This window comes from Gardnerella lacydonensis (assembly GCF_048545055.1).
Classification (GTDB): Bacteria; Actinomycetota; Actinomycetes; order Actinomycetales; family Bifidobacteriaceae; genus Bifidobacterium; species Bifidobacterium vaginale_C.
The window spans coordinates 386,052-412,188 of record NZ_JBKQXT010000002.1 but is presented as its reverse complement, the minus strand read 5'-3'; the positions used below and the strand labels follow the sequence as shown (position 1 = coordinate 412,188).

Genomic DNA, 26,137 nt, shown 5'->3' with positions numbered 1-26,137 from the left:
ATGCAAAGAGGATTCCCCTGAAGGAATCCTCTTGTTTCTTTTATGATGACTGTTCTATTAGAAGAACAAAATACTTGCACCACAGGCTAACACAACTAGAACTATAGAAGCCAAGAAGCTTGCCAAGAATGCTGCTTTTCCTTGTTTAAATATAACTCTAAAGTTTACGTTGATTCCAAGAGCAGCCATTGCCATTCCTAGGAATACGTATCCTGCGTCAACAAGGAGGGATGCGTAAGACGAAACAAAAGGCACATACGTACCAATAACGGATGCTGCAATAAATCCAAGCATAAACCATGGGAAGTTGATTTTGCGTTTTCCGTTATCTTCTACTTGGCTGTGACGAGCATTCCACCAAATTGCAATAAAGATTGATGTAGGAACAAGCATAAGAACTCGTGTAAGCTTCATGATTGTTGCAATGTCAATGCTTCCAAAAGCTCCGCCTGCTGCAACGGCGTGTGCGATTTCGTGAAGGGACGCTCCAGCAGCAATTCCAAGTTGCTGCTTAGTCATTCCAAAATGAGGAAGAATAAAGATTTCTGCCAAAGCATAAATTGTGCCCATTATTGCAACTGTTGCAACAGCCATAACTTCGTTTTGTTCTTTTTCATCTTCTTCTTGTGGAGGTACAGGCATGGAGCCAGAAAGACCCATAACAGCTGCCGCTCCGCAAATGCTTGTTCCACCTGCTGTTAGCATTGCAAGCTGAGGACTTACTTTAAGAAGTTTTGCAATGTTATAAGTAACGCAAACCATAACAGCAACGAGTACAGCTGCGATTGGTAGGCACTTTAAACCTTGAGTGAATAGAACGTGCAAATTTAGCTTAAAGCCTAGCAAAATAATACCTAGGCGAAGAAGCTTATTTGCAATTAGACCAGCAGAAGATTTAACTCCAGCTCTTCTAGAATCATTATTCAACTTGTATACGTGCAAAGGCAGCTGCAGAGCCATACCAATAAGCAACGCAATAATAAGCGCTCCCAAAAGGCTTAAGCCTGGGAACTGCTTGAGCCAGCTACCAATTAAGGAAGCTAGAAGAGTCAACACTGCTATAAGAGCCATGTTGATGGTGCAGATTTTCTTTTTCCAAGTATCAAAGAAATTAACCATTTGGCTAATTATTCTCCCATAATCGGACAAAAGAGAACAAAAATTCAAAAAAATTTAAACATTTATTTGCATTTCGGCTTGATTACAAGCAACACGCTAAAAATAAAAATCACATAATAAAACATATTCGATAAAAATCTATCGTAGTTTTGTATTAGTTCAATTCATATTGTTCTTAATTAAATCGTGTTGAAAAAAATCATAATTGTGTAATCATTGTATGTAGTTAAAGAGGTAATTATGTGCAATATTAATATCCAAATTAAACGTGTTTATGAATCATTTGATGAACATGATGGCTTGCGAATATTAGTAGATAGATTGTGGCCTAGAGGCATAAGTAAAGAAAAGGCAAATCTTGATTTGTGGTGTAAAGATATTGCTCCATCAAGTGATTTGCGAAAATGGTTTAGTCATAAGCCTGAGCGCTTCAAAGAATTTTCTAATCGTTATGTTGAAGAGCTAGACGAGAATCAAGATTGTGTAAACCAAATAGTAGATATATGTAGAAAAAATAAAAAAGTAACATTTTTATATGGAGCGAAAGATCCGCGTATAAATCATGCAATTGTGTTAAAAGATTATATTCAAAATGTTTTACAAAATTAAGATTGTAATAAGTAGATCTAATCCATAAGCAAAAGTTTATAAGTATAAACTTTTATTAGCAATAATTAGTTGTGTTTTATCTGTTTTCGACACACCGATTTTCCTTGATATTTCAATGAAAATAACATGTAAGTTTGTTATTTTTAAAATTGCCTCGACACTTTATGATTAGTACATTAGAATGTCCACTTGGCTAAGGGGCGGCGGTTGATGGCGACCTCTGCGGAAGCTGCCAAACCTGCGCTCGAGTAGTGCTTGTTTTTTTTTTTAAGCTGGCGCTTGTTTTGGTGGTTGTTTTTCAATCACAAACGTATATATAAACTTGTTTTATGCAAGGAGAAAACGATGAAATCGTTGTTTACATGGCAGCTTCATGGTGACGGAAAAACTTTGAAGCCAGGAGAAGTAGTAGAGCCAGATGAGCGTTTAACTTGGACTCGTACTGCTGGTATTGGCGCTCAGCATGTTATTGCTATGTTTGGCGCAACATTCTTAGTGCCAATTCTTACAGGCTTTGATCCGTCTACTACTTTAATGTTCACGGCTCTTTCCACGGCACTGTTCTTACTTATCAACGCAAATAAGCTTCCTAGTTATTTAGGAAGCTCTTTTGGTCTTATAGCGCCTGTTATGGCTGTAACTGCAGCACATAAGGGCATTGCTGTAGCAAGCTTTGGCATTATGTGCACTGGTTTGCTTCTTGCTTTAATCGGTGTGCTTGTGCATTTTGCAGGAGCAAAGTGGATTGACATTATTATGCCTCCTGTTGTTAACGGTGCAATCGTTGCAATCATCGGCTTTAACTTGGGCCCAGCTGTTTGGGGCAACTTCCAAAAGGCTCCAGACACCGCTTTGGTAACTTTGGTTGCAGTTATGCTTATTGCAGTGATTTTCCGCGGTCTTCTTGGACGATTGAACATCTTGCTTGGTGTTCTTGTTGGCTACGCGTATGCATGCTTCCAGGGTCAAGTTGACTTTAGCAAGATTGAGCAAGCAGCTTGGATTGGCTTCCCTAAGTTCCACACTCCGCAAGTTGACTTCTCTGTTTTGCTTATGTTCTTGCCAGTTGTGCTCGTTCTTATTGCAGAAAACGTCGGTCACGTTAAGTCTGTAGCTCAAATGACTGGCCGCGACTACGATTCCAAGATTGGTACAGCTTTGTTTGCAGACGGCTTAGGTACTGCAATAGCTGGTTGCTTTGGCGGTTGCGGTACTACGACTTATGGCGAAAACATTGGCGTTATGGCTGCAACAAAAGTGTATTCTACTGCCGCTTATTGGTGCGCTGCATTCTTTGCATTCGTGTTAAGCCTTTGCCCAAAGTTTGGTGCAATTGTAAACTCCATTCCAGCAGGCGTTTTGGGTGGTGTAACCACTTTGCTTTACGGCATGATTGGCATGATTGGCGTGCGCATTTGGGTAGAAAACAAAGTGAACTTCGATAAGCCAGTTAACATTATGATTGCTGCAATCGTTATGATTATAGGTATTGCTAACTTCCAATTTGCTGTTTCTGGAATTCAGTTCAATGGTATTGCAATCGGCACTGTTGTTGTGTTGGTTGTTTACCACGTAATGAAAGCAATTGGAAAGCTTACTGGAACAATCGCTAAAGACGATCCAGATGTTGCCTAGCTTAAATGCTTATATGATTTAATTTAATCAAATTAGGCGCGTTCGCTACTTTGCGAGCGCGTTTTTTTGTAATTATTTTTGATTACACAACAAACACAACAAACACAACAAGTAGATTAGGAATAATTAGTATAGTACTATTAACCTTATGTTGAAAGTCATCATAGAAATAATCATTGGCGTTGCATGGGCTGCTTTTGGCGCGTATATGGCTAGAAAACCTAAAAACACTAAAGTGCATAAGCGTTCTGATTATTCAAGCGATGGAAAGAAAAAGAGCAATCAAAATAATGATTTTGCCGATACTTCGTCCGATACTTCTACGGATGATTTCAGCGATCAAGATGTAGTTATCGAAAGCATTGATGAAGATAATAGCAATGCAAATGTTGTTGCAAATGTTGTTGCTAAAGATGAGTCTAAAGATGAGTCTAAAGATGAGTCTAATAGTAAAAACAAAGACAAGAATTTTTCAAAGTTTACAAAAAAAATAAAAGATTGGGCAGACTATTATACTGACGATGATGACCTCGGTGACATTTTTAGTGATCTATTAGAAGCTAAGAAAAAACTAGAAGACGAAGGCGATTCGCCAAAAAATAGCGATGCTAGCAAAGATAGCGAAAATAGCGAAAGCAATACTAGCAATATTAGCGATAATAGTGAAAGCAATAAAAGCGATAATAAAAGCTCAAATAGTAAGGAGAATAATCGCTATATGAGAATAGATTTTGATGTAAATAAGTTTGTTGGAAAATCAAGAAAATGGCGTTGGATTATTGTTGCGATAGTAGTCGCAATAGCGTTTATATGCTCAATTATTTTTGGTTTTTCTACTTTTATTACAGATTGCATGTGGTATGCGCAACTTGGATTCGAGAGCGTAATCTGGATTCAACTAGCCGCTAAAATCGGCGTTTGGGCTTTGTACGCTCTGCTTATGGCTGCGTTCGGGTATTTGTCTGCATATATTGCGATTAAAAAACGCCCTGGAAGCGAAGATGGCGTATATGTTAAAGAAAAAGGCAATATTTTAGACACTAAAAAGGGAATAAGCTCTAAGCTTGCAATGCATGTTGCAGGAATTGTGTCTTTGATTGTAGGTGCTGTGTTTGGAATGCAATTCTATAGTCATTGGGTGCAAATTTTGCTTATGTTTAATTACCAATCGTTTGGTATTAAAGATCCACAATTTGGATTTGATAACGGTTTTTACGTGTTTACTTTGCCAGGCTTGCGACTTTTTACAAGAGCGTTTATTGTTCTTCTTGGTGTTTCTTTGCTATTTAGCGTTATAACAAACGCTTTGATGGGAGCTGTAAGGATTACGCTTCCTGTAGGCGGCAAAGGCATTTTTAGCATAACTAAAAGCGCAAGGCGTCAAATTTCTGCATGGTTTATGCTAGTTGTTATTTTCTGGTCTATTTTGCAAATCTTAGATGTGTTTGCGATTGTAAATTTGGATGGTTCTAAGATTACTGGCGGATCTTACACAGATATGAATGCTGGTGTTCCTTCCAGCATTGCAATGGCTGTAATAACACTAATTGTTGGAATTGTTATAACAGCGTGGTTGCTAAAATCTCATGCTCTTAATGGGAATGTAAAAATTGGCACGCGTTTTGTTGTAGCTGTTAAAGCTTGGCGCACGCCTGCTATAGCTGTTGCGTCTTTAGTTGTATGCGCTATGGTGTTGTCTTTTGCTTGGCCTGCTCTTTTGCAACGTTTTAAGGTAGCGCCTAATGCTCAAGAATTAGAAGCTACTTATATTCAGCGAAATATAGATGCAACTAAGTTTGCGTATGGCTTAAATAATGTTAAAAAAGAATCGTATAACGCTACTTCGGAAGGAAAGTCGGGAGCGCTTGCAAAAGAAGCGGAGTCTACTGCACAAATCAGGCTTTTAGACCCTCAAGTAACTTCTCCAACATTCCGCCAATTGCAGCAATCTAAGCAATACTACACTTTTGCAGATACTCTTTCTGTAGATAAGTACGACATTGATGGCGTGAGCCAAGACACGGTTATTGCTGCAAGAGAGCTTGATTTAGCTGGAAACGATAATCGAAATTGGGTTAATGACCACACTGTTTATACGCACGGCTATGGCATTGTTGCAGCTTACGGAAATAAGGTTACTGCAGACGGTCAGCCGCAATTTATGGAGTATGGAATTCCAACTCAAGGAAAGCTTACAAAGTTGAAGAAGTATGAGCCGCGTATCTACTTCTCTCCAAACGCTCCAAAGTATTCGATTGTTGGTTCTCCAAAAGGCTCTGCTCCTTGGGAATTTGATTATCCAACTGGTTCAAATGGTGCTTTAACAACGTTTAAGGGAAATGGTGGACCAAGTGTAGGAAACTTCTTCTCTAAGTTGCTGCATGCTATTCGTTTTGAGTCAGATCAAATCTTATTCTCGGATAGAGTTACTTCTGATTCTCAAATCTTGTATGATCGCGACCCTAAGACTCGCGTTTCTAAAGTCGCTCCGTACTTGACTTTAGATGGGCGCGTTTACCCAGCGGTTGTTGACGGACGAGTTAAGTGGATTGTTGACGGATATACAACGTCCGACTCCTACCCATATTCGCAGATGACTGATTTTGGGCAGGTGACTCAAGATTCTACAACAACAACATCTCGTTCGATTAAAGGCTTAACGAATCAGCGAGCAAACTATATTCGCAATTCAGTTAAAGCTACTGTTGATGCATACGACGGTTCAGTTGACTTATATGTGTGGGATAAAAAAGACCCTGTGATTAAAGCTTGGAGATCAATATTCCCAGGTCATTATCACGATATTTCTAAGATTTCTGGCGATTTGATGAGTCATATTAGATACCCAGAAAGCTTGTTCAAAGTGCAAAGGCATTTGCTAGCGAAGTATCATGTTGATAGTGCAAGCCAGTTCTTCTCGGGAGAAGACTTCTGGCAGACTCCAGTTGATCCTACTGAATCTCAAAGTCTTCAACGAGAAGATATTTTGCAGCCTCCATACTATTTGACTTTGCAAACCAGAGGGGCCAACAAGCCAGTATTCTCGCTTGTTTCCACATACATTCCTGCTGGAAAAATCACTCGAGAAATCCTAACTGGATTCTTGTCGGTAAATTCCGATGCTGGAAATGTTGCTGGAAAAGTAAGCGAAAATTATGGCAAACTAAGACTTCAAGAGTTGCCTAAAGTTTCCAATGTTCCAGGTCCTGGTCAAGCGCAAAACAATTTCAACGCTAATGCAAATGTTTCTAAAGAGTTGAATTTGCTTGAATCTGGTTCAACTAAAGTTAAGCGTGGAAACTTGCTTACATTGCCACTTGGTGGAGGATTAGTTTACGTAGAGCCTGTTTATGTACAATCTAGCGGATCTACAAGTTATCCTTTGCTCAAGAAGGTGCTTGTTGCTTTTGGAGACCAAGTTGGGTTTGCTGACACTTTGGATGAAGCATTAAACCAAGTGTTTGGAGGAAACTCTGGCGCAAACGCTGGCGATGCTTCTAATAATTCTGGCTCAAATGAAAATGTCTCCAATAAAAATAATGCAAATAATTCCAATAAGGGCGATGCTAAAAATAGTGCAAATGCACCTGCAAAATCTAATTCTATTAGTGAAAAAGCTAGGATTGCACTTAAACGAGCAGCTCAAGCATTGAAGGATTCTGATTCTGCAATGAGATCAGGGAATTGGCAAGCATATGGAAAGGCTCAAAAAGAGCTTAGCGATGCTATTAATGATGCAATGAGTGAAGAAGCTGTTAAGTAGAATTAGAAGACAGTTTTGGAACAATAAAAATTAATGCCGAACATAATCGATTACATTATGCTCGGCATTAATTTTATATCTCAGTTTTACAGTTGATTATCTGGATCTTCATCGTCTTCCACAGGACCTAGAAGAAGTTTTTCGGCTGCATTTATAACAAGCATTAGAAGAGCTGTAAGAATTATTATTGCTATAGTTGCTGAAAAAATAAGTGGAGTTCTAAAAGAGTTATATGCGGATTGAAGCCAAATGCCCAAGCCGTTTCTAGCTCCCAAATATTCTGCTGTGGCAGCTGTTCCTAAAACATATGCTGCGCTAATTTTAATTCCTCCGAAAATTTGCCTAGCTGCTACGCGCAACTTAACATGCCACAAAGTCCAAGTAGCATTAGCTCCACAAGTTAATGCAACATCGGTATAAAAACTAGGAACTGCGTCTAATCCTCGAACAGTTTGAACAGCAATAGGAAACATGCTAAAAATCATTACTATTACTATTTTCCCAGACATTTCAAATCCAAACCAAATCAAGAAAATTGGTGCAATGGAAATTAAAGGCATAGTTTGAGCCGCGCACAGTAATGGGAATAAAGCAGACTTAACTAGCTTAGAAACGTGGAAAAATACGCCCAGAAGAATTCCGCATATTATTGCTAATGCAAAGCCAATAACTGTTTCTTGAGTTGTTATTAGTGCAGCAGGCAATAGAGTAGGGAATGATTCAATTGTGTCTTGCGCAATAGAAGTTGGTGCAGGAATAAGATTTGGCGATATCTTATAGTATTGGCAAGCAAATTGCCATAGAATCAGCACAATTGCTATTGATATTACAGTTGGCAGACACTTTGCAAGCGTAGTCTTTAAACGCGATTGCGTCATTTATTTTCAATCCTTTTCTTGAATATTAAAATAGTGACATAAAAATAGCGACTGCTGCCCCAATCGCATAAATTCAGAAATAAGAATAGCACGTGTATTCTATCAGAATCTTATGTTTGTAACATGATTACTAATTTGTCGATTGAATCGTGCATAATCAAAATGTTTCGTGAGTCAATGTGTGGCAAACCTAGTCAAACTCTTAGAGCTTGATAGGGGGCATTGAACGGCGCGGGCTAGGCCCTTGATACCGTTTTCTGCCAAGTCTGTGCTGCATTTCCCAGAAAATGGTAAGTAAAAACAAAGTAGGGAACTCATGAATATGCGTGTTTTAAAGCGTAGTCTTGCGTTTATTCTTTCTGCATTTTGTGCATTATCTCTTTCTGCATGTGGATTTGAGGGTAATAATCAAAACTCGAATCTTCGTAAAGTATCTTTTATGCTTTTTTGGGCACCAGATACTAATCACATTGGTATCTATGTTGCAAAGCATAAAGGTTGGTTTAAGGATGCAGGATTAGATGTAGATATGCTTGCTGTTGCTCCAACTGGTTCTGAACATGCTGTAGATAGTGGTGCAGCTGATTTTGCTCTTACTACATTAACTAATGTTGCTGATACTTCTACAAAGGGTGCTAATCTTGAGCAGGTTATGCAAGTGCAGCAAAAACCAAGTGCTATCTGGTGTGCTCTTGCTAAAAACAATAAGATTCATTCTCCTAAAGATTTTGATGGAAAAACTTATGCGTCTTTTGGTGCTGCAGAAAGTGATGTTGTAATTAACAGAATGATTCAGCATGATGGCGGCAAGGGTAAATTCGATAAAGTTACTGTTGGAACCTCAACTTTCCGTACTCTTGAATCTGGTAAAGCTGATTTTGGCGGATTCTATGGCACTTGGGAAGGTGTTCAAGCAGATATGTTCGGTCCTAAGCTTCGTTGTTTTAGATCTAGAGATTATGGAGTTCCTGGTCAGCCAGATACGATTGGTATTATTACTAATAAGCGAACAATTAAACGTGATCCTAAGCTTGTTCGCGCATTCGTTAAAGCTGCAAAGCGTGGTTATGAATACGCGTATTCGCACCCAGATGAAGCATCTGACATCTTGGTTAAAGAAGCGAAAGACGCAAATCTTAATCCAAAATTTGTTAAACGCAGCATGAAACTGATCGTCGATGGGCAGTATTGGGGAAACCATGCAGATATTAAAAGTGGCAAGTTTGTGTTTGGTACAAGTGATGTTAAAGGTGCTCAAGACTACTTTGACTTCTTAAGCCAAGGAGGAGCTTACACTGATGCAAAAGGTAAAGTAACTCATAAAACTCCTCAAGCTAAAGAATTATCCACCGACGAATTCTTAAAGTAGTTTTTGCTAAAGTTTTAAACAATAACCGCATTATTTAAACAATGACCGCCTTATTGGTAGAATAGTGCGCAGTATATGAGGGCGTATCGAGAGTCTACGTATTTAAGTAGTATTCAATCGGTACGCCCATTTCGTTGTTGAGTTTATGAGTTGGAGTGTGCGCTATGGCATCGGATTTTTGGCTGATTGTGGGACTTGGAAATCCTGGATCGAAGTATGAAGGTACACGTCATAATATGGGATTTATGGTTGCAGACGTGCTAAGTGAGCGTTGGTCAATATCTTTTTCCGACCATAAGGGCTTGTCAAAATTAGGCAAGGGAGTAATGAATTTAGACGGTAAGTCGGCGAAGTTTTTCCTCGCTAAGCCGCTCACATTTATGAATGATTCTGGTGCTGCTGTTTCGTCAATAAGCTCGTATTATCAGATTGAAACTGACCATATTGTGATTATTCATGACGATATGGATTTGGATTTTGGTCGTATTAAAGTAAAATCTGGCGGTTCTGCTGGAGGTCATAATGGTATTCGTTCTATTGATCGCAGCCTTGGAACTCCGCAATATGCTCGTGTGAGAATGGGTGTGGGGCATGCTCAGCGCGGAGCGCACGCTCATGATAATACTGTTAATTGGGTTTTGGGCGGTTTTGCTGGTGCGCAAAAATCTGAACTCCCTAATTTTTTGGCAGATGGCGCTGATGCAGTAGAAAGTGTGATCTTCCGCGGACTTAGCGCCACTCAGGAGCATTTCAATGGCAAATAAATCTGATTTTTTTGCTAACAATATGTCAGATTCTAAAGATTTTATAAATTCTAACGTTTCTTTTGAAAATATACTTAAAGATATTTTAGATAAAAACGAAGCGTTTAAATCTTTAGTTTCTAACGTGCTAGATTTTCCAAATCCGCTTACTGTTGCATCTCCTTTAGGTTCTAGACCTGCTATAGCCGCTGCAATATCAAAGAGTAGTCCTGTTGTTCTAATTACTCCATCTGGTAGAGATGCTAGTGATGCTGTTTCTTCAATACGAGATTGGTATGACGGAGATCCTCAGGATATTGCCGAACTAGAGGCTTGGGAGACTCTTCCTCATGAGCGTCTTTCTCCTAGAGCAGACACTGTGGCAAGTAGAATGTCGGTTTTTAGAAGATTAAAACATCCTCAAAGTGGCAAGAATAGAATGTTTAGCCCAATTCGTGTGCTTGTTATGCCAGTTCGTTCTATTATTCAGCCAGTTGTTGAAAATATTTCAGACGTAGAGCCTCTTGTTTTTGAATGTGGTAAAGAAGTTCCTATAGATTCTGCTGTAAAACGTCTTGTTGAAAACTCTTATAATCGCGTTGAGTTGGTTATGAATCGTGGAGAATTTGCGGTTAGAGGTGGAATAATAGATGTTTTTTCTCCAACGATGAATCATCCTGTTAGAATCGAATTTTTTGGAGACGAAATCGACACGATTAAGCAGTTTCACGCATCTGATCAACGCACATACGGTGAGAATATTAATAGTATTTGGGCTACTGCTTGTAGAGAATTACAGCTTACAAAAGATATTCAAAATCGTGCAAAATCTTTGATTGGTAAAATTCAAAATGCTGACGACATGTTGGAATCCATATCGAATGCAATACCGGTAGAAGGTATGGAGTCTCTGCTTCCAGCATTAGTTGATAAAATGGAACCAGTAGAAAATCTGCTTCCAAAAAATTCTATAATATTGATTTCTGACCCAGAAAAATGTAGGCGCGCAGCTCAAGATTTAAGTAGAACTGCTAATGAATTTTTGGCAGCAAGTTGGCATGTAGCTGCATCTGGTAGAGGAGCAGGTGCTCCAATCACATTCGATCAGGCGAGTTTTCTTGATTTTGATGAAACTTTAGCAAGCTTAGAAAATAAGAATCATCAGGTAATAAATTTAACGAGTTTTGGATCTGATAAGTCGCCAGCAACCGTCGATTTTAAAGAATCTGGCGAAAATAAAATTGTAAAAAATAGCCGTATAGAATTGAGCATTAAATCTCCTCAAGAATTTAGAGGAGACAATGAAAAGATTTCTAGTGGAATATCTGGTCTTATAGCAAACGGATTTAAAGTTTACATAATTGCATCCGCATATGGAACCTTATCAAGACTAAGTCGCGCAATACAGTCAACTGGAATTTTTGATTTTATACCGATTCAATCGCAAATAGTGGACGGATTCATAGATGAACAAAGTAAAATCTCTATTCTTACAGAAAGAGATTTGACTGGAAAAACATCTTCTGCAAGCGCGCTTAAAACCCCTAGGAGAAGACGAAAATCAATAGACCTTCTAGATCTTAAACCAGGCGATTTTGTTGTTCATGATCAGCATGGAATCGGCAAATTTATAGGCATGAGGCAGCGAAATATAAAAACTTCAAGTGGAGAAGCTACTCGTGAATACTTGGAAATTGAATACGCGCCAAGTAAACGTAATGCGCCTGCCGACAAGCTTTTTATTCCAACCGATCAACTCGACTTGGTTAGCAAATATATTGGGGCTGAAATTCCAAAGTTAAACAAACTTGGAGGATCAGATTGGGCTGCTACAAAGGCAAAAGCTAAAAAGCATGTTCAAGAAGTTGCAGAAGATTTAATCAAATTATATTCAGCCAGAGCATCTACTAAAGGTTTTGCCTTCAGCTCTGACACTCCGTGGCAAAAAGAGCTGGAAGATGCGTTTCCGTATCAAGAAACGCCAGATCAGCTTACTACTATTGACGAAGTTAAACAAGATATGCAGAAGCCAATTCCAATGGATAGGTTGATTTGCGGAGATGTTGGGTTTGGCAAAACGGAGATTGCTGTTCGAGCTGCATTTAAAGCTGTTCAAGACGGTAAACAAGTAGTTGTTCTGGCGCCAACCACTCTTTTGGTTCAGCAGCATTACGAGACTTTCACTAACCGTTTTTCTGGCTTTCCTGTAACAGTTGCCGCAATGAGCAGATTCCAGAGTGCAAAAGAAATAGACGCTACAATGCAAGGAATAGAATCTGGACAAGTAGATGTTGTTGTTGGAACTCATAAACTTTTAAACCCAAATATAAAATTTAAAGATTTAGGATTAGTGATTATAGACGAAGAACAACGTTTTGGTGTTGAGCACAAGGAGACTTTGAAAGCTTTGCGCACAAACGTAGATGTGCTTAGCCTTTCTGCAACGCCTATTCCTCGAACGCTTGAAATGGCTGTTACGGGTATTCGTGAAATGTCTACGCTTGCTACGCCTCCAGAAGATCGTTTACCAGTCTTGACTTATGTTGGAGCATATGAAGATGCACAAGTTGCAGCCTGTGTGAAACGTGAATTATTGCGTGGAGGACAAGTATTTTACGTGCATAATCGAGTAGAAGATATTAGTAAAATTGCCTCTAATATTCAAAAACTTGTGCCAGATGCTCGAGTGGCGATTGCACACGGAAAAATGGGTGAGAAGCAACTTGACACTATTATTCGTGATTTTTGGCATAGGGATATTGACGTTCTTGTTTGTACTACGATTATTGAAACAGGATTAGATATTTCTAATGCAAATACGCTTATTGTAGATCACGCTGACAGATTCGGCTTAAGTCAGCTTCATCAATTACGAGGACGAGTTGGCAGAGGTCGTGAGCGCGCATACGCATACTTTTTGTACGATCCTACTAAGCCTATGACTCAGCAGGCTCACGACAGGCTTGCAACAATCGCTCAATATACTGCTCTTGGATCTGGTTTTGATGTTGCTATGAAGGATTTGGAATTGCGCGGAACTGGCAATTTGCTTGGCGATGCTCAGAGTGGGCATATTGAAGGAGTCGGATTCGATTTATATGTTCGGATGGTATCTGAAGCTGTTGAAAAATATAAGGAACCAGATCATAAAGAGTCCATATCTGTTTCTATTGATTTGCCAATAGAAGCCTCAATTCCAGTATCTTATATTGATTCAGATAAATTACGTTTGGAAGCTTATAGGAAGCTTGCTGAGGCTCAGAATGATGAAGACTTAAAAGAGATTTTCAATGAGTTAAGCGATAGATATGGAAATCCTCCTAAATCCTTACAAACATTATTTGATGTTGCAAGATTACGTTTTAAAGCTAAACAAATGGGTATTAATCAAATAAGCATGCAAGGTAAAACTGTGCGCGTTATTGGCGTAGATCCAGCTCAATCTGTTTGGATGCGTTTGAGTAGGATCTACAGGGGAGCACAGTTTAAGCCTGTAACCCACACAATGATTTTTCCATCTCCTTTTGCGTCTGTTTTAGGGGATTCATCGTCTATGAGTGAAAAAGAGATAGTCGAATGGGCTAAGCAACTTTTAGAAGACATTGATTGGTAAAAATTAATAGGTGAATTTTAAATAGTGGACATGTCACTTTAAGGCAAGTCTTAAATCATCTTCAATAGAAACATGATTTGTAGGTCTTCCTTGCGAATCAACACTGCTTCTATCGATATTCCATTGCCTTGATATTACGCCATTCTGAAGCATTAGAATACGATCTGATAATCTTACGGCTTCCGCAATATCGTGAGTAACCATGATTGTGCTCCAGCCGTTTTGTGTTCTTAGCTTAGCTAGAAGATCTTGCATGTCTAGTCTTGTTAAAGCATCTAATGCGCCGAAAGGTTCGTCTAAAAGCAATAGCTCTGGGTTTCTTACTAATGCTCTAGCTAAAGAGACGCGTTGAGCTTGACCGCCAGAAAGTTGAGAAGGCCATTTATTGGCGTATTCTTCTAATTGCATTTTGCTAAGAGCATTATTTGCAAGTTTTTTAAGATTGTTTTTATTGTCTGAAAGACCAAAAACAACGTTTTCACCAATTTTTAGCCATGGGATTAATCTTGCATCTTGGAATCCTATAGCCTGCATGTCTGTAACGTTTATACTGCCGCTTGTAGGTTTTAGTAAGCCAGATATTACTTTAAGAAGCGTTGTTTTTCCACAACCTGATCTGCCAATAAGTGAGACAAACTCGCCTTGCTTAATGTTTAAATTAATATCTTTCAAAACCTTATAAGTGTCGTCAAATGCTACTTCAATATGCGTTAAAGAAACACAGTAGGAATTGTTGACATTATTAGCATTATTTTCATTGTTTTGAATGTTCATATTAACTCCTACTGTGTTTTGATTTTGAAAATTATTTAGCGTATTTTAAAGGTTTAGGTTACTTGCTGCAATCCATTACGGAATCATCCAAGTTTGTTGGAGCTTGCTTAATTAAACCATATTTTACGTATTCTTTTGCCTGAACCTTCATCATTTCTAAGCCTTTCTTATCGATTGGCTTAATTGTTGGATTATCGAATTTTTCAATCTGCTTAATGATTGTATCGCTTGCTCCAAGTTGCTTATAAGCATTCCCAATAACATTCTTTTCTTTATGCGACTTATTAGCTTCGCGAACAAGAGCGTTATACATTTTTTTAACGAGCTCAGGATGCTTCTTAGCAAATTTTCTAGAAACAATGTGAATGGTAACATTCATGTTGCCATACTTTTTAGCGTTAACAAGTAATTTTGACCCAGGGGTTGTCATCGCTGCAGCAAGATTCTGATCGAATGAGGAAATTGCATCAATCTGCCCAGATGTAAATGCTGCCTGGAAGTTCTTAGGGCTCATCTCTACTTTATGCACTTTAGAAACGTCTAATCCGCTTTTATCGAATGCGCGGTGAAGCATGTAATCGCCAGTATCACCGTTGTGAATAATAGCAACTTTCTTTCCATATAAGTCTTTTAGTGTTTTTACGCCGCTTTTTGCGGATGCAACGATTCCTTGAGAATCACCATTGTAATATTCGAGCGCAAATGCAACCCAAGGTTGACCTTCTGCAATCAAATCAATAAATCGTCCAGTTCCAGTAGTTGTTGCATCAGCGCTTCCGCTCATAACTGCGGTAAGACCATCAACTGGAGTGTATGGTCCAGTATAGGTGACTTTTGCTTTTCCAAATTCTTCCTGAAGGAATTTTTCATTTTTTAACGTTGTTAAATAGTTTGCTGTAGAAAGATAAGCAACCCTCATTATTCCCGTATCTTTGCTAGAAGATTGGGAGTTATTTGCAGGTTTTTGAACTCCGCCGCAAGATGCGAGAGCGATAGTTGCGCAAAAAGCGCATACTGCTGCAATAGAGCGTTTGCTAGCAATTTGTATTTTGAAATTAGCCATGATTTGGCTCCTCTACTTTCATTTTGTGTTTTTCTTATTTGGTTTATTTGGTTGTTGGTTAAATTTTGTTGATTAAATTTTTATAAAAATTGACTTATTTTTAAAAGTATCGTTAAAAGTATCTTTAAAATTCACAGAGGATTTTATAAATTCTTTATTTACGTGAATTTCTAAAATCAACTCTTTGTTAAGATTCTCTATTTACTCTGCGTTCTGGCATAAGCCAATATTCGAATATGTTTGCAGTAACTTCTGATCCAAGTCCTGCAATCGCATATAAAATAATGCATGCCATCATTTGATCTGGTCTAAAGAATTGTTGAGCTCTAGAAAGAATATATCCGATTCCTATTGAAGAATTAACTGTTTCACAAGTAACTAAAGCAACCCATGCTACGGAAATTGAAAATCGCAATCCTGTCATAAAATTAGCTAGTGTTCCTCGCATAAAAATTGTTGTAAAAACAGTCGATTTTTTAACGTTATAAGCCTTTGCAAGTTCTATTAGTTTAGGGTCAATGTTCCTTACTCCATCTCGAATATTGACATACATTGGTCCAAAAACGCCAAGCGCTATAAGCATTATTTTCATCATTTCGTCCACACCGAGAAAAATGATCAATAAAGGCGCTAATGCTGGGAATGGTATGGATCTGAGCATATGACTTGGTTTATTTATTACTGATTCTCCTATTTTGCTTCCGCCAGAAATGATTCCAGATGGCAAAGCAAAAGCAATTCCTAAAAGAAGACCAGCTACAACTCTAAATATGCTTATTGCAAGAGACGGTAGTAATATTCCTTCGTTGTTTAAGTCAACAAATGCTTTTATTACCTCGCTTGGAGATGGCAAAGCGCGATTTTCGGCAGGAGTTAAGGTTGTTAAAAACCATAAAAAAAGAATCGCTATAGTAGAAAACCAAGCTTTTAAAGAAATAAAAGCTTTACGATGCAGTTTTGCAATCGCGCTAAAAAGGTTATTCATAACGACATTCCCTTCGATAGTTTTAGCTATATCAGGTTCGACGGGTATAATCTCAGCAATTACAATTAAATAATTGCACCCCGTGTCAGTTTGTTATTATCATATAAAGGCATGGACAAATCGCGAAACGCTTAGATTATATAGGCTTGTATCTTTAACGACTTACGCTACGAAATAACGTCCATAAAACGCATTAATCTTGAATATGTTACACAACCAACAAAATGAATAAGGAGTAGTTGTGGCAGCTATTGAAAGCGTATATGCACGCGAAATTTTGGATTCTCGTGGAAATCCTACCGTTCAGGTTTATTTGGAGACCGAAGATGGCGCTCAGGGCATTGGCTTAGTGCCTTCTGGTGCTTCGACTGGTGAGGCTGAGGCTTGGGAGCGTCGTGATGGCGACAAGTCCCGTTATCAGGGCAAGGGTACTTTGGAAGCAGTTAAGGCTGTTAATGAAGTAATTGCTCCAAAGGTTATTGGCATGGATGCCTCTGACCAGCGTGCTCTTGATGAAACCATGATTGAGCTTGATGGCACTCCAAACAAGGGTAAGCTTGGCGCAAATGCTATTCTTGGCGTTTCTCTTGCTGCTCTTTATGCAGCTGCTGAATCTGCAGAGCTTCCATTGTATCGTTACATCGGCGGAACTAACGGACATATTCTTCCAGTTCCAAACATGAACATCATGAACGGTGGCGCTCACGCTGATTTTGCAACTGATATTCAGGAATACATGATTTCTCCATACGGTTTCGCAACTTACAGCGATGCTTTGCGCGCTGGTGTTGAGGTTTATCACACCTTAAAGAACGTTTTGAAGAAGGAAGGCTTGGCTACTGGTCTTGGTGACGAAGGTGGCTTCGCTCCAAAGATGAAGTCCAACGAAGATTCCTTGAAGTACATCATGGATGCAATCGAAGCTGCAGGTTACGAGCCAGGCAAGCAGATTGGTATTTCCCTCGACGTTGCTTCTTCTGAGTTCTACAACAAGGAAACTGGCAAGTATCGTTTCGACGGCGAAGAGCGTGATTCTGCTTATATGCTCGATTACTACGAGAAGCTTATCAACGAGTATCCAATCGTTTCCATCGAAGATCCATTCCAGGAAGAAGGATGGGATGATTGGGCAGCAATCACCAAGCGTCTTGGTGATCGTTTGCAGTTCGTTGGCGATGACTTGCTCGTCACCAATCCAAAGCGTTTGGCTAAGGGTATTGAACTTGGAGCAGCTAATTCCTTGCTCGTAAAGTTGAACCAGATTGGTTCCGTTACCGAAACCCTCGACGCTATTGAGCTTGCAACCAAGAATGGCTTTACTTCTATGGTTTCTCACCGCTCTGGTGAAACCCCAGATACCACCATTTCTGATCTTGCTGTTGCTAAGAACACTGGTCAGATTAAGACTGGTGCTCCTGCTCGTGGTGAGCGTATCGCTAAGTACAACCGCTTGCTTGAGATTGAGGAAGAGCTTGGCTCTACCGCTCAGTATGCTGGTTACAGCGCATTCAAGGCTTGCAAGAAGTATATGAAGTAATATACTAGGGCTTTTATAAGTTTTTCATAAGACTTGTTTAAGCTTTTTAAGCTTTGAGCTGAAGTTTATTTTCGGTCAGTCGCAATAAAATGTGGCTGACCGTTTTTGTATATTTTCAATGATTTCTTAAAATTTTAAAAAAATTTTTCTAAAATTACTTTCATTATCTCCAAAATAGTGCTATTTTTGTGAAAAACTAAAAACAGAAGGAGATGTTTCATATGAGAAAAGTCGCTGTTATAGGCATGGGTAATGTTGGTGCTGCAGTAGCCCATCAGCTCATTATTGGTGGTCACGTTGACGATTTGTATCTTTATGATTCAAATGAAGCAAAAGTTAAGGCTGATGCTCTTGATTTTGAAGATTCAATGGATAATGTACCTTTTAACGTTAATATCACAGTAAACGACTATGAAGCATTAAAAGACGTAGAAGTAATCGTAAGCGCCTTGGGTCATATAAAACTTTTGGATGTTCCTCATCCAGATCGTTTTGCGGAGCTTAAGTATAACCGTAACGAGGTTGCAGAAGTTGGTGCAAAAATTAAAGCTTCTGGATTCCATGGCGTTTTGATCGATATCACTAATCCTTGTGATGCTATTTGCCAGCTCTACAAGGAAGCTACTGGACTCCCATACGAAAGAGTTATTGGTACTGGCACTCTTCTTGATTCTGCTCGTTTGCATCGTGCTGTAGGAAAGTTCTTCGGAGTTCATCCTAAGGCAGTTAAAGGTTATAGTTTAGGCGAGCACGGCGATTCACAGTTCGTTGCATGGTCTACAGTAAAAGTGTTAGAGCAGCCAATTACTGATCTTGCTGAGGAAAAGAACATTGACTTGGATGCTGTTGATGATGAAACTCGCGAAGGCGGTTTCACTGTGTTCTATGGAAAGAAATATACCAACTACGGTATTGCTGCAGCAGCTGTTCGTTTAGTGAATGCTGTAATGACGGATTCTAGAGAACAGATGCCTGTATCCAATTATCGTGAAGAATATCATTCTTATCTTTCTTATCCAGCGATTGTTGGTCGAGATGGCATTGTTGAGCAGTGCAAGCTCGATTTGACTGAAGAAGAGTTGCAAAAGTTGCAGCATTCTGCAGATACGATTTTAAGCAAAGCTCAAATGGAATAGTTGGAAATCTAAGTTTTAAAAGAATTTTGAGTATGATTTTGTGACCAGCTCCTATATGGATAGCTGGTCACAATTTTTGTATTTTAGCGTGTATTTTGTTCATATTGTGTAATAATGATTTTTTAGGCTAAAAGTAAATATAAGGTGTATTTACACGTCGAATATTTAAAGTAACTTAGAAGTATGGTTTTGAGAAATCGCCGCACGGCAACAAGTACAGTTGATGAATCAAATCAGCCAAAGAAAAAAAGGCTGTTTTCTGGTTCGTTCGTATTTGTTTTTATGATAGTAGTGGCGTTTCTTTGTTCTATAGAATTTGTTTCAACAATTCGAAATTATGCGTTAAGCTTGGCTGAGTTACACGCTTTGCAAAGAGATGAGTCTGCTCTAAAAGACAAAAAACAGGAGTTGGATAATAATATTGATCGCTGGAAAGATAAAGCGTATGTTACCGCACAAGCTAGGGATAGGCTAGGATTCATATTCCCTGGAGAGCAGGCTGTTAGAGTTGAACACCCAGAAGCTGTTACAGGAGTTGTGCCAGAATCATTTAATAAAGATGAATCAGAGTATGAGGAAAGAAAAGCTCTTCCTTGGTATAGTGATTTGTTCTATTCTCTTCATAAAGCAGATAAGCCAGATGATATGAGTATGAAATCTCAAGACGATGACGTTAACGATTCTAATAAGGATAAGACTTCTAAGCATAATAAAATGGATAAAAGTCGCCAGCAAAATAAACATCAGAAAAATAAATCGTCAAAATCTACAGATAAGAAACAGAGTAATACAAGTAGACAGTAGTAAGAAAATATTAAAGTACTTTATTTTAAAATCATGCAAATGCATAGGGGAGTTAAAAACATGGATTTGAATATACAATCCTTAGTGGATAGTTTGTTGGAAAACCCTGCAAGTGATGCAGATAAAGACATTGTTAAACGTCAATTGGGAAGATTCCCTAGGGGAATGGTTGCAGTTGGAGCTAGATGCGCTTGTGGACGTCCTCTTGCTGTTATTACAAGGCCATGCTTAGAAGATGGAACTCCTTTTCCAACTACATGCTACTTAACAAGTCCAGAAGCTGTTAAAGCAGCTTCGCATCTTGAAGCACAAGGTTTTATGAAGGAATGCAACAATTTATTGAATAATGACAATGATGTTGCTAAAAAATATGAGCAGGCACATAAATACTATTTAGAGTTTCGTCACGAATTAGCTATTCGATTGGAAGATAGTGAAGAGCATATTAAAGATATGAGTGCTGGGGGTATGCCTGTTCGTGTTAAGTGTTTGCATGCCTTGCTTGCGCAAAGTCTTGTAATGGGTAAGGGTGTGAATCCTATTGGCGATATGGTGTTAAGCAAGGTAAAAAATGAATTTGACCCTAATGTTTGTAAATGCACTACTCCTTGGAGTGATGATGCTAATGAAATTGAAACTGAGAAATTATTGAATACAAAATCTTTGAACACCAATACAATCGTTGGAACTAATAAATCGGTTTGCGTAGCAGCAATTGACTGTGGCACGAATTCGATTAGATTAAAAATTGCAAAAGTTAATGCTAATGGTATGCGCGATGTTGTTCCTAGAATGCTTAGAGTTGTAAGACTTGGTCAGGGAATTGACGAAACGCATATGTTTGCTGAAGATGCTTTGCAGAGAGTTAAATCTGCTGCCAAAGAATTTGCAAAAGTACTTAGTGAACACAAAATAGATGCTATTCGTTTTGTAGCAACGTCTGCAACTAGGGATGCGTTAAATAGAGACATTTTTGAACAGATGATGTTTGATGAGCTTGGCGTACGCCCTGAAGTTATTAGTGGAACAGAAGAAGCTGCTTTGAGCTTTTTGGGAGCAACAAGTGTGGTTTCTAGAAAAGATTTGCAAGCCCCTTATGTTGTTGTAGATTTAGGTGGTGGGTCTACTGAGATTGTTCTTGGTGGAGATGGTGTGAATATTGCAGAAGATAAAGTAGATTCCGCGTATTCAATGAATATTGGTTCCGTTAGAATGACTGAGAGACACTTGCATACAGACCCTCCAACAGAAGAAGAAATTTCTTGCGCTATAAAAGATATTGACAAGAATATAGATGAAGCTTTTAAGCATGTTAATGCTGGTAAAGCTCGCACAATTATTGGTGTTTCTGGCACTGTTACGACTATGGCAGCCCTTGCTATTGGATTAAAGCATTATGACCATAAAGCTGTTGATGGAGTAAAAATCGCGTTGGATCAGGCATATACAGTTAATGACAGGTTCTTGCATATGACAAGAGAACGTAGGCGTACTTATGCCACTATTCATCCTGGAAGGATTGATGTTGTTGGTGGAGGTGCAGTTGTGTTGAGTCGTGTGCTTGAACGACTTGCAAAAGCTGCATATGAAGACCATGGTGGAGTTCTAGATACTTTTGTTGCTAGTGAGCATGGCTTACTAGATGGAATCACGTTAGATTTGGGTCGTAGAATTCTCGCCACACGCTGAGTTGTTTTTAATTGTATTATATGGCATAATAATTGTCTGTTGCCTCCGTGGCGGAATTGGCATACGCATCAGACTTAAAATCTGACGCCCTTACGGGCTTGTGGGTTCGAGTCCCACCAGAGGCACAAATGTTACGCTGCGAGTTTATTTTTTACGTATTTAATGTTAATTTTTTGTTGCAATTCGTAAGAATTTTGGTTTAATTAGTCTTTTTTCTATAAAAATATCTGTTTACAGTCTTGCGTTAATCGAGAATCGTACTAATCTATACCATTAATTGCAATAAAAGCAATAATAAAAATACAAGTAATATCGCAAATTAGGAAAAGAGACATAATGGCTGATTTAGAGGTTGCTCCAGACTTTAAAAATGCCTATGATTCTTACGATCATAGTGATTCTGATCTGTTGAACAAACTGGCTGGCAATTTTACTGTTTTGCCTAACGATAATCCTGTTTCGGATGCAAAGCGAGCAGAGCTGATTGATAAGCCTGCTTTTGGTCAGATTTTCTCCGACAATATGGTCCATATGTCTTGGACCAAGGGAGAAGGTTGGTCGGATAGACGTGTTGAGCCTTATGGGCCATTAAAAATGGATCCAGGTGCTTCTGTGTTGCATTATGCCCAAGAATGCTTTGAAGGTTTAAAAGCATACAAGCGAACTGATGGATCCATCTGGCTTTTCCGTCCAGATATTAATGCGGCACGATTCCAGAATTCTGCTAAGCGTTTGTATTTGCCAGATCTTTCTATCGACGATTTTATTGGATCTGTTGCAGCCTTAGTTAAGCGAGATAAAGAGTGGGTTCCAAGCCGACGTGAGTATACTCTTTATATGCGTCCGTTCATGTTTGCTTCCGAGCCGTTCCTAGGTGTGCGAGAAGCTCATGAGGTTGAGTATTGTGTTATTGCTTCTCCGTCAGGACCATATTTTAAAGGTGGCTTGAAGCCAGTTAGTATTTGGGTTGAAGATCAGTGGTTCCGCACTGGTCCTGGTGGTACTGGTTTTGCTAAGTGTGGTGGAAATTATGCGGCTTCCTTGCTCGGTGAATACAAGGGTATTGAACACGGTTGCGAACAGGTTTGCTTCGTTGATGCAGCAACTAAGACCTATTTGGAAGAGCTTGGTGGAATGAACGTGTTTATTTTGCACAAGGATGGTCATTTGGAAACTCCATCTCTTACTGGTAGCATTCTTCCAGGTGTTACACGTCGTTCTATTATTCAGCTTGCAGAAGAAGCGGGTCATAAGGTTGTTGAAACTATGATTCCACTTCAGGGATTGCTTGACGATATCCGCTCTGGTGAGGTCACTGAAGTCTTCGCCTGCGGAACTGCTGCGATTATTACGCCTATTGGTCGCTTTAAGTCAGATGACTTTGATCTTAAGGTTGCTGATGGTGGAGTTGGTGAGTTGACTCAGGCTTTGCGTGATGAATTGCTTGGTATTCAGCTTGGAGATGTTGAAGATACTCACAACTGGATGTGGAAGGTGTGCGACTAGTTAAAAGCTGTTTAAGAGCTATTTAAAAGTCGTTTTAAAGCCGTTAGAGTTTTTAGTATTTGGCGCGTCATTTTTTATATCTTATAAGAGGTGGCGCGCTAATTGTATGCTTAATTGGTTATAGGCTTATTAGGCGGATTTTGTTTTTTAAGTGTTTAACTAACCTTGGAAAGGAAATATTGTGGAAGGGGCTTTAGGAGATAACGTTTTCTTCCTTGTTGTTGAATACATTGCTATGGGTTGCTGCGGAATGGTTGGCGGAATGTGGGCTATTCGCAAGAATTATGATATCTTTGCAATAATCACAACGTCATGGCTTACAGCATTGGGTGGCGGAATTGTTAGAGACGTTCTGCTTGGAGCTTTGCCGCCAGTTGGCATTGCGGATAGGGGATTTGTTTTTACTGGTCTTGCTTCGGGTGTTATTGTTGCTTTCGCTCATCTAGAAATTGATGAGTGGAAATGGCTTATGTTAACTCTTGACGCTTTAGCATTGGGGCTTTTTGCTGTAAATGGTACCGCTAAAGGCTTGGATTTTCACATGTCTGGAATGGCATCCGTGTTTTTGGGTATGGCTACAGCTCTTGGTGGTGGTTTAATTCGAGATATGGTTTTGAATCAAGTTCCTGTAATTGTGCGAGATAAGCATTGGTATGCGTTTCCTGCTGGCATTGGGTGTGTTTTAACAGTATTTGTTGTAAAAGCCCAACGTGCAGGGTGTTTCGATGTTATTACAGAAATGATTTTAGACACGCTCATTGTTGTGCTCGTATTAACTATGCGATTAATGTCGGTAAAGTTTGATTTAACGCTTTTTGGTGCAATGAACCGCAAATCGCCAATAAAAATAAGTAAATATCGTAGACATAACACATATAATCGTAAAATTTCCGATAAATCTATGAAAAATACAGAAAAAAATAATCAAAATAAATAGAAAATCTCGTCTAATCTGAATAAATATCGATTAGTGTCTATACTTTGTCTTTGCCTATCTCAATAATGAAACACATCGACCAGAGGTCGCGCTCAACAAGAGTAGCAATCATTAGCCAGAAAGAGGCGTTAAGTGATTTGCAAAAGGGGAGAGCGCCGAAGTTTGTAGGTTATTCTTTCTAGCTTACAAGCTGGGACTTGGCTTAATAAGCCAAGGACTGTCGCAGCAATTTTGGCAATTTGCTGCGGAGTGCTATCGACATGCATACTGTTGCTTGTTTGCCTCTGTTTGAATATTGTCAAAAGGAGGAAACAATGAATAACGACAGTTCATCAAATACTGAATCTCAAACCGTGCATCGCGGTTTAAAAACACGCCATATTTCCATGATTGCTTTGGGTGGAAGCATCGGAACAGGCTTATTTGTAGCTAGTGGCGCAACAATCCATATGGCAGGCCCTGGTGGCGCGCTTCTAGCGTATGCTGCAATCGGCATCATGGTTTATTTTCTTATGACATCTCTAGGCGAGATGGCAACATATATGCCAATTAGTGGGTCTTTTGCATCTTATTCTGGAAAGTTTATTGATCCAGCTTTAGGATTTGCAATGGGTTGGAATTATTGGTTTAACTGGGCAATCACGGTTGCTGTAGATATAAGCACTGCAGCAATCGTTTTGCAATATTGGCTTCCTAAGGTGCCAATATGGGTATTTTCGCTAACAGTTCTTGTTATTATTCTTTTGATTAACATTCTTACGGTTAAGTGCTTTGGAGAAACAGAGTACTGGCTTTCGATTATTAAAGTTGTAACAGTTATTATATTCCTTGCTATTGGTTTGCTTACGATTGTTGGAATTTTAGGCGGAAAAGCACCATTGTTAAGCAACTTTACTCATAAGAATGCTCCATTTGCTGGCGGAATCCCGGCTGTTTTAGGCGCGTTTGCTATTGCTGGATTCTCGTTCCAGGGAACAGAGCTTATTGGCATTACAGCAGGTGAATCTGCAACACCAGATAAGAGCATTCCAAAGGCTGTAAAGCAAGTGTTCTGGCGTATTGTTTTGTTCTACATTCTTGCAATCTTTGTAATCGCATGCATCATTCCATACACAAGCCCAAGTTTGCTTGGATCGGAAGCTAGCGATATCTCTATAAGCCCATTCACTCTTGTGTTCCAGCGCGCAGGATTGGCGATTGCAGCAACAATCATGAATGCAGTTGTGCTTACATCTGTTATTTCGGCAGCAAACTCTGGAATGTATGCTTCTACTAGAATGCTTTACGCCCTCGCAAAAGATAATCACGCTCCAAAGATGTTTGGAAACGTAGATAGAAGAGGTGTTCCAATGCAATCTTTGGTTGCAACGTTTGTTGTAGCTCTTTTAACATTCTTGATGAGTATTTTTGGAACTCAAATTTACATGTTCTTAGTTGCTGCAAGTGGTTTGACTGGATTTATCGCATGGGCAGGAATCGCAGCTGCGCACTACAGGTTCCGCAAAGCGTATATTGCTCAAGGAAAGTCTTTGGACGATCTTGTTTATAAAGCTAAGTGGTATCCATTCGGTCCTATTGTGGCCCTTGTATTGTGCATTTTGGTTATTGTTGGTCAAGATCTTGAATCGTTCCACACGCTTAATTGGCAAGCAATCGGCATAACTTATATGTCTGTGCCGCTGTTCATTGTGCTTTATGTTGGATACAAGATTAAGTATCACACTAAAGTTATTCCGTTAGATCAAGTTGATTTAACAAAGTGATTAGAATATAAAAAATGCGCTCAGTGATTTGCTGAGCGCATTTTTTTATTGATTAACAGAGGTTAGTGGGCGTTGTTGTTTCCGTTGCCTTGTTGGTTACCTTGTTGGTTACCTTGTTGGTTACCTTGTTGGTTACCTTGTTGGTTACCTTGTTGGTTACCTTGTTGGTTACCTTGTTGGTTACCTTGTTGGTTACCTTGTTGGTTACCTTGTT

The 26,137-nt window shown here is 39.2% G+C and carries 18 protein-coding genes, 1 tRNA gene and 2 riboswitches; of the genes, 14 read left to right on the top strand and 5 right to left on the bottom strand.

Annotation, left to right across the window (positions count from 1 at the left end):
- Positions 1 to 57: 57 nt before the first annotated feature.
- A complete protein-coding gene (locus ACJV45_RS03760) occupies positions 58 to 1,119 on the bottom strand; it encodes a YeiH family protein (RefSeq protein WP_004124473.1) in 1,062 nt (353 codons plus the stop codon).
- A 240-nt stretch (positions 1,120 to 1,359) separates the two neighbouring features.
- On the opposite strand from ACJV45_RS03760, the gene ACJV45_RS03755 reads away from it, so the two are divergent.
- From ACJV45_RS03755 to ACJV45_RS03745, 3 genes are all read left to right on the top strand, one after another.
- The gene (locus tag ACJV45_RS03755; protein WP_004121518.1) at positions 1,360 to 1,728 is read left to right on the top strand and encodes a DUF488 domain-containing protein; all 369 of its coding nucleotides are present in this window, start codon (positions 1,360 to 1,362) and stop codon (positions 1,726 to 1,728) included.
- A 345-nt stretch (positions 1,729 to 2,073) separates the two neighbouring features.
- Positions 2,074 to 3,363, top strand: a complete 1,290-nt coding sequence (locus tag ACJV45_RS03750) for a uracil-xanthine permease family protein (RefSeq protein ID WP_004121515.1) — start codon at positions 2,074 to 2,076, stop codon at positions 3,361 to 3,363.
- A 148-nt stretch (positions 3,364 to 3,511) separates the two neighbouring features.
- Positions 3,512 to 7,126 carry a UPF0182 family membrane protein gene (locus ACJV45_RS03745; protein WP_419397675.1) on the top strand — a complete coding sequence of 1,205 codons (3,615 nt, stop codon included), beginning with the start codon at positions 3,512 to 3,514 and terminating at the stop codon, positions 7,124 to 7,126.
- Positions 7,127 to 7,212: 86 nt separating this feature from the next.
- Here the strand turns inward: ACJV45_RS03745 and ACJV45_RS03740 are convergent, their stop codons facing one another.
- Complete coding sequence (locus ACJV45_RS03740; protein WP_004121512.1) at positions 7,213 to 8,004, bottom strand: ABC transporter permease; 792 nt, start codon at positions 8,002 to 8,004, stop codon at positions 7,213 to 7,215.
- A gap of 316 nt (positions 8,005 to 8,320) precedes the next feature.
- Here ACJV45_RS03740 and ACJV45_RS03735 point away from each other — a divergent pair, with 316 nt between their 5' ends.
- The 3 genes from ACJV45_RS03735 (at position 8,321) to mfd (ending at position 13,729) form a co-directional block, all read left to right on the top strand.
- Positions 8,321 to 9,373, top strand: coding sequence for an ABC transporter substrate-binding protein (locus ACJV45_RS03735; RefSeq protein WP_016811592.1), 1,053 nt, complete (start codon positions 8,321 to 8,323; stop codon positions 9,371 to 9,373).
- Positions 9,374 to 9,537: 164 nt separating this feature from the next.
- A complete protein-coding gene (pth, locus tag ACJV45_RS03730) occupies positions 9,538 to 10,137 on the top strand; it encodes an aminoacyl-tRNA hydrolase (RefSeq protein WP_004111835.1) in 600 nt (199 codons plus the stop codon).
- Positions 10,127 to 13,729 (top strand): transcription-repair coupling factor, encoded by a 3,603-nt coding sequence (mfd, locus tag ACJV45_RS03725; RefSeq protein WP_419397674.1) that lies wholly within the window; start codon positions 10,127 to 10,129, stop codon positions 13,727 to 13,729. The genes pth and mfd overlap by 11 nt, the downstream gene beginning before the upstream one ends.
- A 33-nt stretch (positions 13,730 to 13,762) precedes the next feature.
- Here mfd and ACJV45_RS03720 read toward each other — a convergent pair whose 3' ends face one another.
- The 3 genes from ACJV45_RS03720 to ACJV45_RS03710 form a co-directional block, all read right to left on the bottom strand.
- On the bottom strand, positions 13,763 to 14,503 hold the full coding sequence (locus ACJV45_RS03720) for an ABC transporter ATP-binding protein (RefSeq protein ID WP_019261598.1): 741 nt from the start codon (positions 14,501 to 14,503) through the stop codon (positions 13,763 to 13,765).
- Between the two features lie 58 nt (positions 14,504 to 14,561).
- Positions 14,562 to 15,566: an ABC transporter substrate-binding protein gene (locus tag ACJV45_RS03715; protein WP_415681167.1), complete on the bottom strand. Its 1,005-nt coding sequence runs from the start codon at positions 15,564 to 15,566 to the stop codon at positions 14,562 to 14,564.
- A gap of 187 nt (positions 15,567 to 15,753) precedes the next feature.
- Entirely contained in the window at positions 15,754 to 16,551 is a 798-nt protein-coding gene (locus ACJV45_RS03710; protein ID WP_415681166.1) for an ABC transporter permease, read from the bottom strand.
- Positions 16,542 to 16,644, bottom strand: a riboswitch (TPP riboswitch). Its footprint overlaps the gene before it by 10 nt.
- A gap of 148 nt (positions 16,645 to 16,792) precedes the next feature.
- Here ACJV45_RS03710 and eno point away from each other — a divergent pair.
- The 8 genes from eno (at position 16,793) to ACJV45_RS03670 (ending at position 25,923) form a co-directional block, all read left to right on the top strand.
- Positions 16,793 to 18,088 carry a phosphopyruvate hydratase gene (eno, locus tag ACJV45_RS03705; protein ID WP_004121502.1) on the top strand — a complete coding sequence of 432 codons (1,296 nt, stop codon included), beginning with the start codon at positions 16,793 to 16,795 and terminating at the stop codon, positions 18,086 to 18,088.
- 221 nt (positions 18,089 to 18,309) lie between these two features.
- Positions 18,310 to 19,224: an L-lactate dehydrogenase gene (locus tag ACJV45_RS03700; protein WP_004124446.1), complete on the top strand. Its 915-nt coding sequence runs from the start codon at positions 18,310 to 18,312 to the stop codon at positions 19,222 to 19,224.
- Positions 19,225 to 19,407: 183 nt separating this feature from the next.
- The gene (locus tag ACJV45_RS03695; RefSeq protein ID WP_419397673.1) at positions 19,408 to 20,028 is read left to right on the top strand and encodes an FtsB family cell division protein; all 621 of its coding nucleotides are present in this window, start codon (positions 19,408 to 19,410) and stop codon (positions 20,026 to 20,028) included.
- 60 nt (positions 20,029 to 20,088) lie between these two features.
- Positions 20,089 to 21,717 carry a DUF501 domain-containing protein gene (locus ACJV45_RS03690; protein WP_019261593.1) on the top strand — a complete coding sequence of 543 codons (1,629 nt, stop codon included), beginning with the start codon at positions 20,089 to 20,091 and terminating at the stop codon, positions 21,715 to 21,717.
- A gap of 41 nt (positions 21,718 to 21,758) precedes the next feature.
- Positions 21,759 to 21,842, top strand: a tRNA-Leu gene (locus ACJV45_RS03685).
- 211 nt (positions 21,843 to 22,053) lie between these two features.
- A complete protein-coding gene (locus ACJV45_RS03680; RefSeq protein WP_116692129.1) occupies positions 22,054 to 23,223 on the top strand; it encodes a branched-chain amino acid aminotransferase in 1,170 nt (389 codons plus the stop codon).
- 181 nt (positions 23,224 to 23,404) lie between these two features.
- On the top strand, positions 23,405 to 24,160 hold the full coding sequence (locus ACJV45_RS03675) for a trimeric intracellular cation channel family protein (protein WP_016811581.1): 756 nt from the start codon (positions 23,405 to 23,407) through the stop codon (positions 24,158 to 24,160).
- Between the two features lie 71 nt (positions 24,161 to 24,231).
- A riboswitch (Lysine riboswitch) is annotated at positions 24,232 to 24,423 on the top strand.
- Between the two features lie 51 nt (positions 24,424 to 24,474).
- The gene (locus ACJV45_RS03670; RefSeq protein WP_032812259.1) at positions 24,475 to 25,923 is read left to right on the top strand and encodes an amino acid permease; all 1,449 of its coding nucleotides are present in this window, start codon (positions 24,475 to 24,477) and stop codon (positions 25,921 to 25,923) included.
- Positions 25,924 to 26,137 lie beyond the last annotated feature (214 nt).

What these genes read in the sequence shown, in the direction of transcription:
- ACJV45_RS03695 (WP_419397673.1), top strand. Translation starts at nt 19,408, where the DNA reads ATGGTTTTGAGAAATCGCCGCACGGCAACAAGTACAGTTGATGAATCA.
- ACJV45_RS03700 (WP_004124446.1), top strand. Translation starts at nt 18,310, where the DNA reads ATGAGAAAAGTCGCTGTTATAGGCATGGGTAATGTTGGTGCTGCAGTA.
- ACJV45_RS03720 (WP_019261598.1), bottom strand. Translation starts at nt 14,503, where the DNA reads ATGAACATTCAAAACAATGAAAATAATGCTAATAATGTCAACAATTCC.
- mfd (WP_419397674.1), top strand. Translation starts at nt 10,127, where the DNA reads ATGGCAAATAAATCTGATTTTTTTGCTAACAATATGTCAGATTCTAAA.
- ACJV45_RS03760 (WP_004124473.1), bottom strand. Translation starts at nt 1,119, where the DNA reads ATGGTTAATTTCTTTGATACTTGGAAAAAGAAAATCTGCACCATCAAC.
- ACJV45_RS03745 (WP_419397675.1), top strand. Translation starts at nt 3,512, where the DNA reads ATGTTGAAAGTCATCATAGAAATAATCATTGGCGTTGCATGGGCTGCT.
- ACJV45_RS03735 (WP_016811592.1), top strand. Translation starts at nt 8,321, where the DNA reads ATGAATATGCGTGTTTTAAAGCGTAGTCTTGCGTTTATTCTTTCTGCA.
- ACJV45_RS03670 (WP_032812259.1), top strand. Translation starts at nt 24,475, where the DNA reads ATGAATAACGACAGTTCATCAAATACTGAATCTCAAACCGTGCATCGC.
- ACJV45_RS03680 (WP_116692129.1), top strand. Translation starts at nt 22,054, where the DNA reads ATGGCTGATTTAGAGGTTGCTCCAGACTTTAAAAATGCCTATGATTCT.
- pth (WP_004111835.1), top strand. Translation starts at nt 9,538, where the DNA reads ATGGCATCGGATTTTTGGCTGATTGTGGGACTTGGAAATCCTGGATCG.
- ACJV45_RS03750 (WP_004121515.1), top strand. Translation starts at nt 2,074, where the DNA reads ATGAAATCGTTGTTTACATGGCAGCTTCATGGTGACGGAAAAACTTTG.
- ACJV45_RS03710 (WP_415681166.1), bottom strand. Translation starts at nt 16,551, where the DNA reads ATGAATAACCTTTTTAGCGCGATTGCAAAACTGCATCGTAAAGCTTTT.
- ACJV45_RS03715 (WP_415681167.1), bottom strand. Translation starts at nt 15,566, where the DNA reads ATGGCTAATTTCAAAATACAAATTGCTAGCAAACGCTCTATTGCAGCA.
- ACJV45_RS03690 (WP_019261593.1), top strand. Translation starts at nt 20,089, where the DNA reads ATGGATTTGAATATACAATCCTTAGTGGATAGTTTGTTGGAAAACCCT.
- ACJV45_RS03755 (WP_004121518.1), top strand. Translation starts at nt 1,360, where the DNA reads ATGTGCAATATTAATATCCAAATTAAACGTGTTTATGAATCATTTGAT.
- ACJV45_RS03740 (WP_004121512.1), bottom strand. Translation starts at nt 8,004, where the DNA reads ATGACGCAATCGCGTTTAAAGACTACGCTTGCAAAGTGTCTGCCAACT.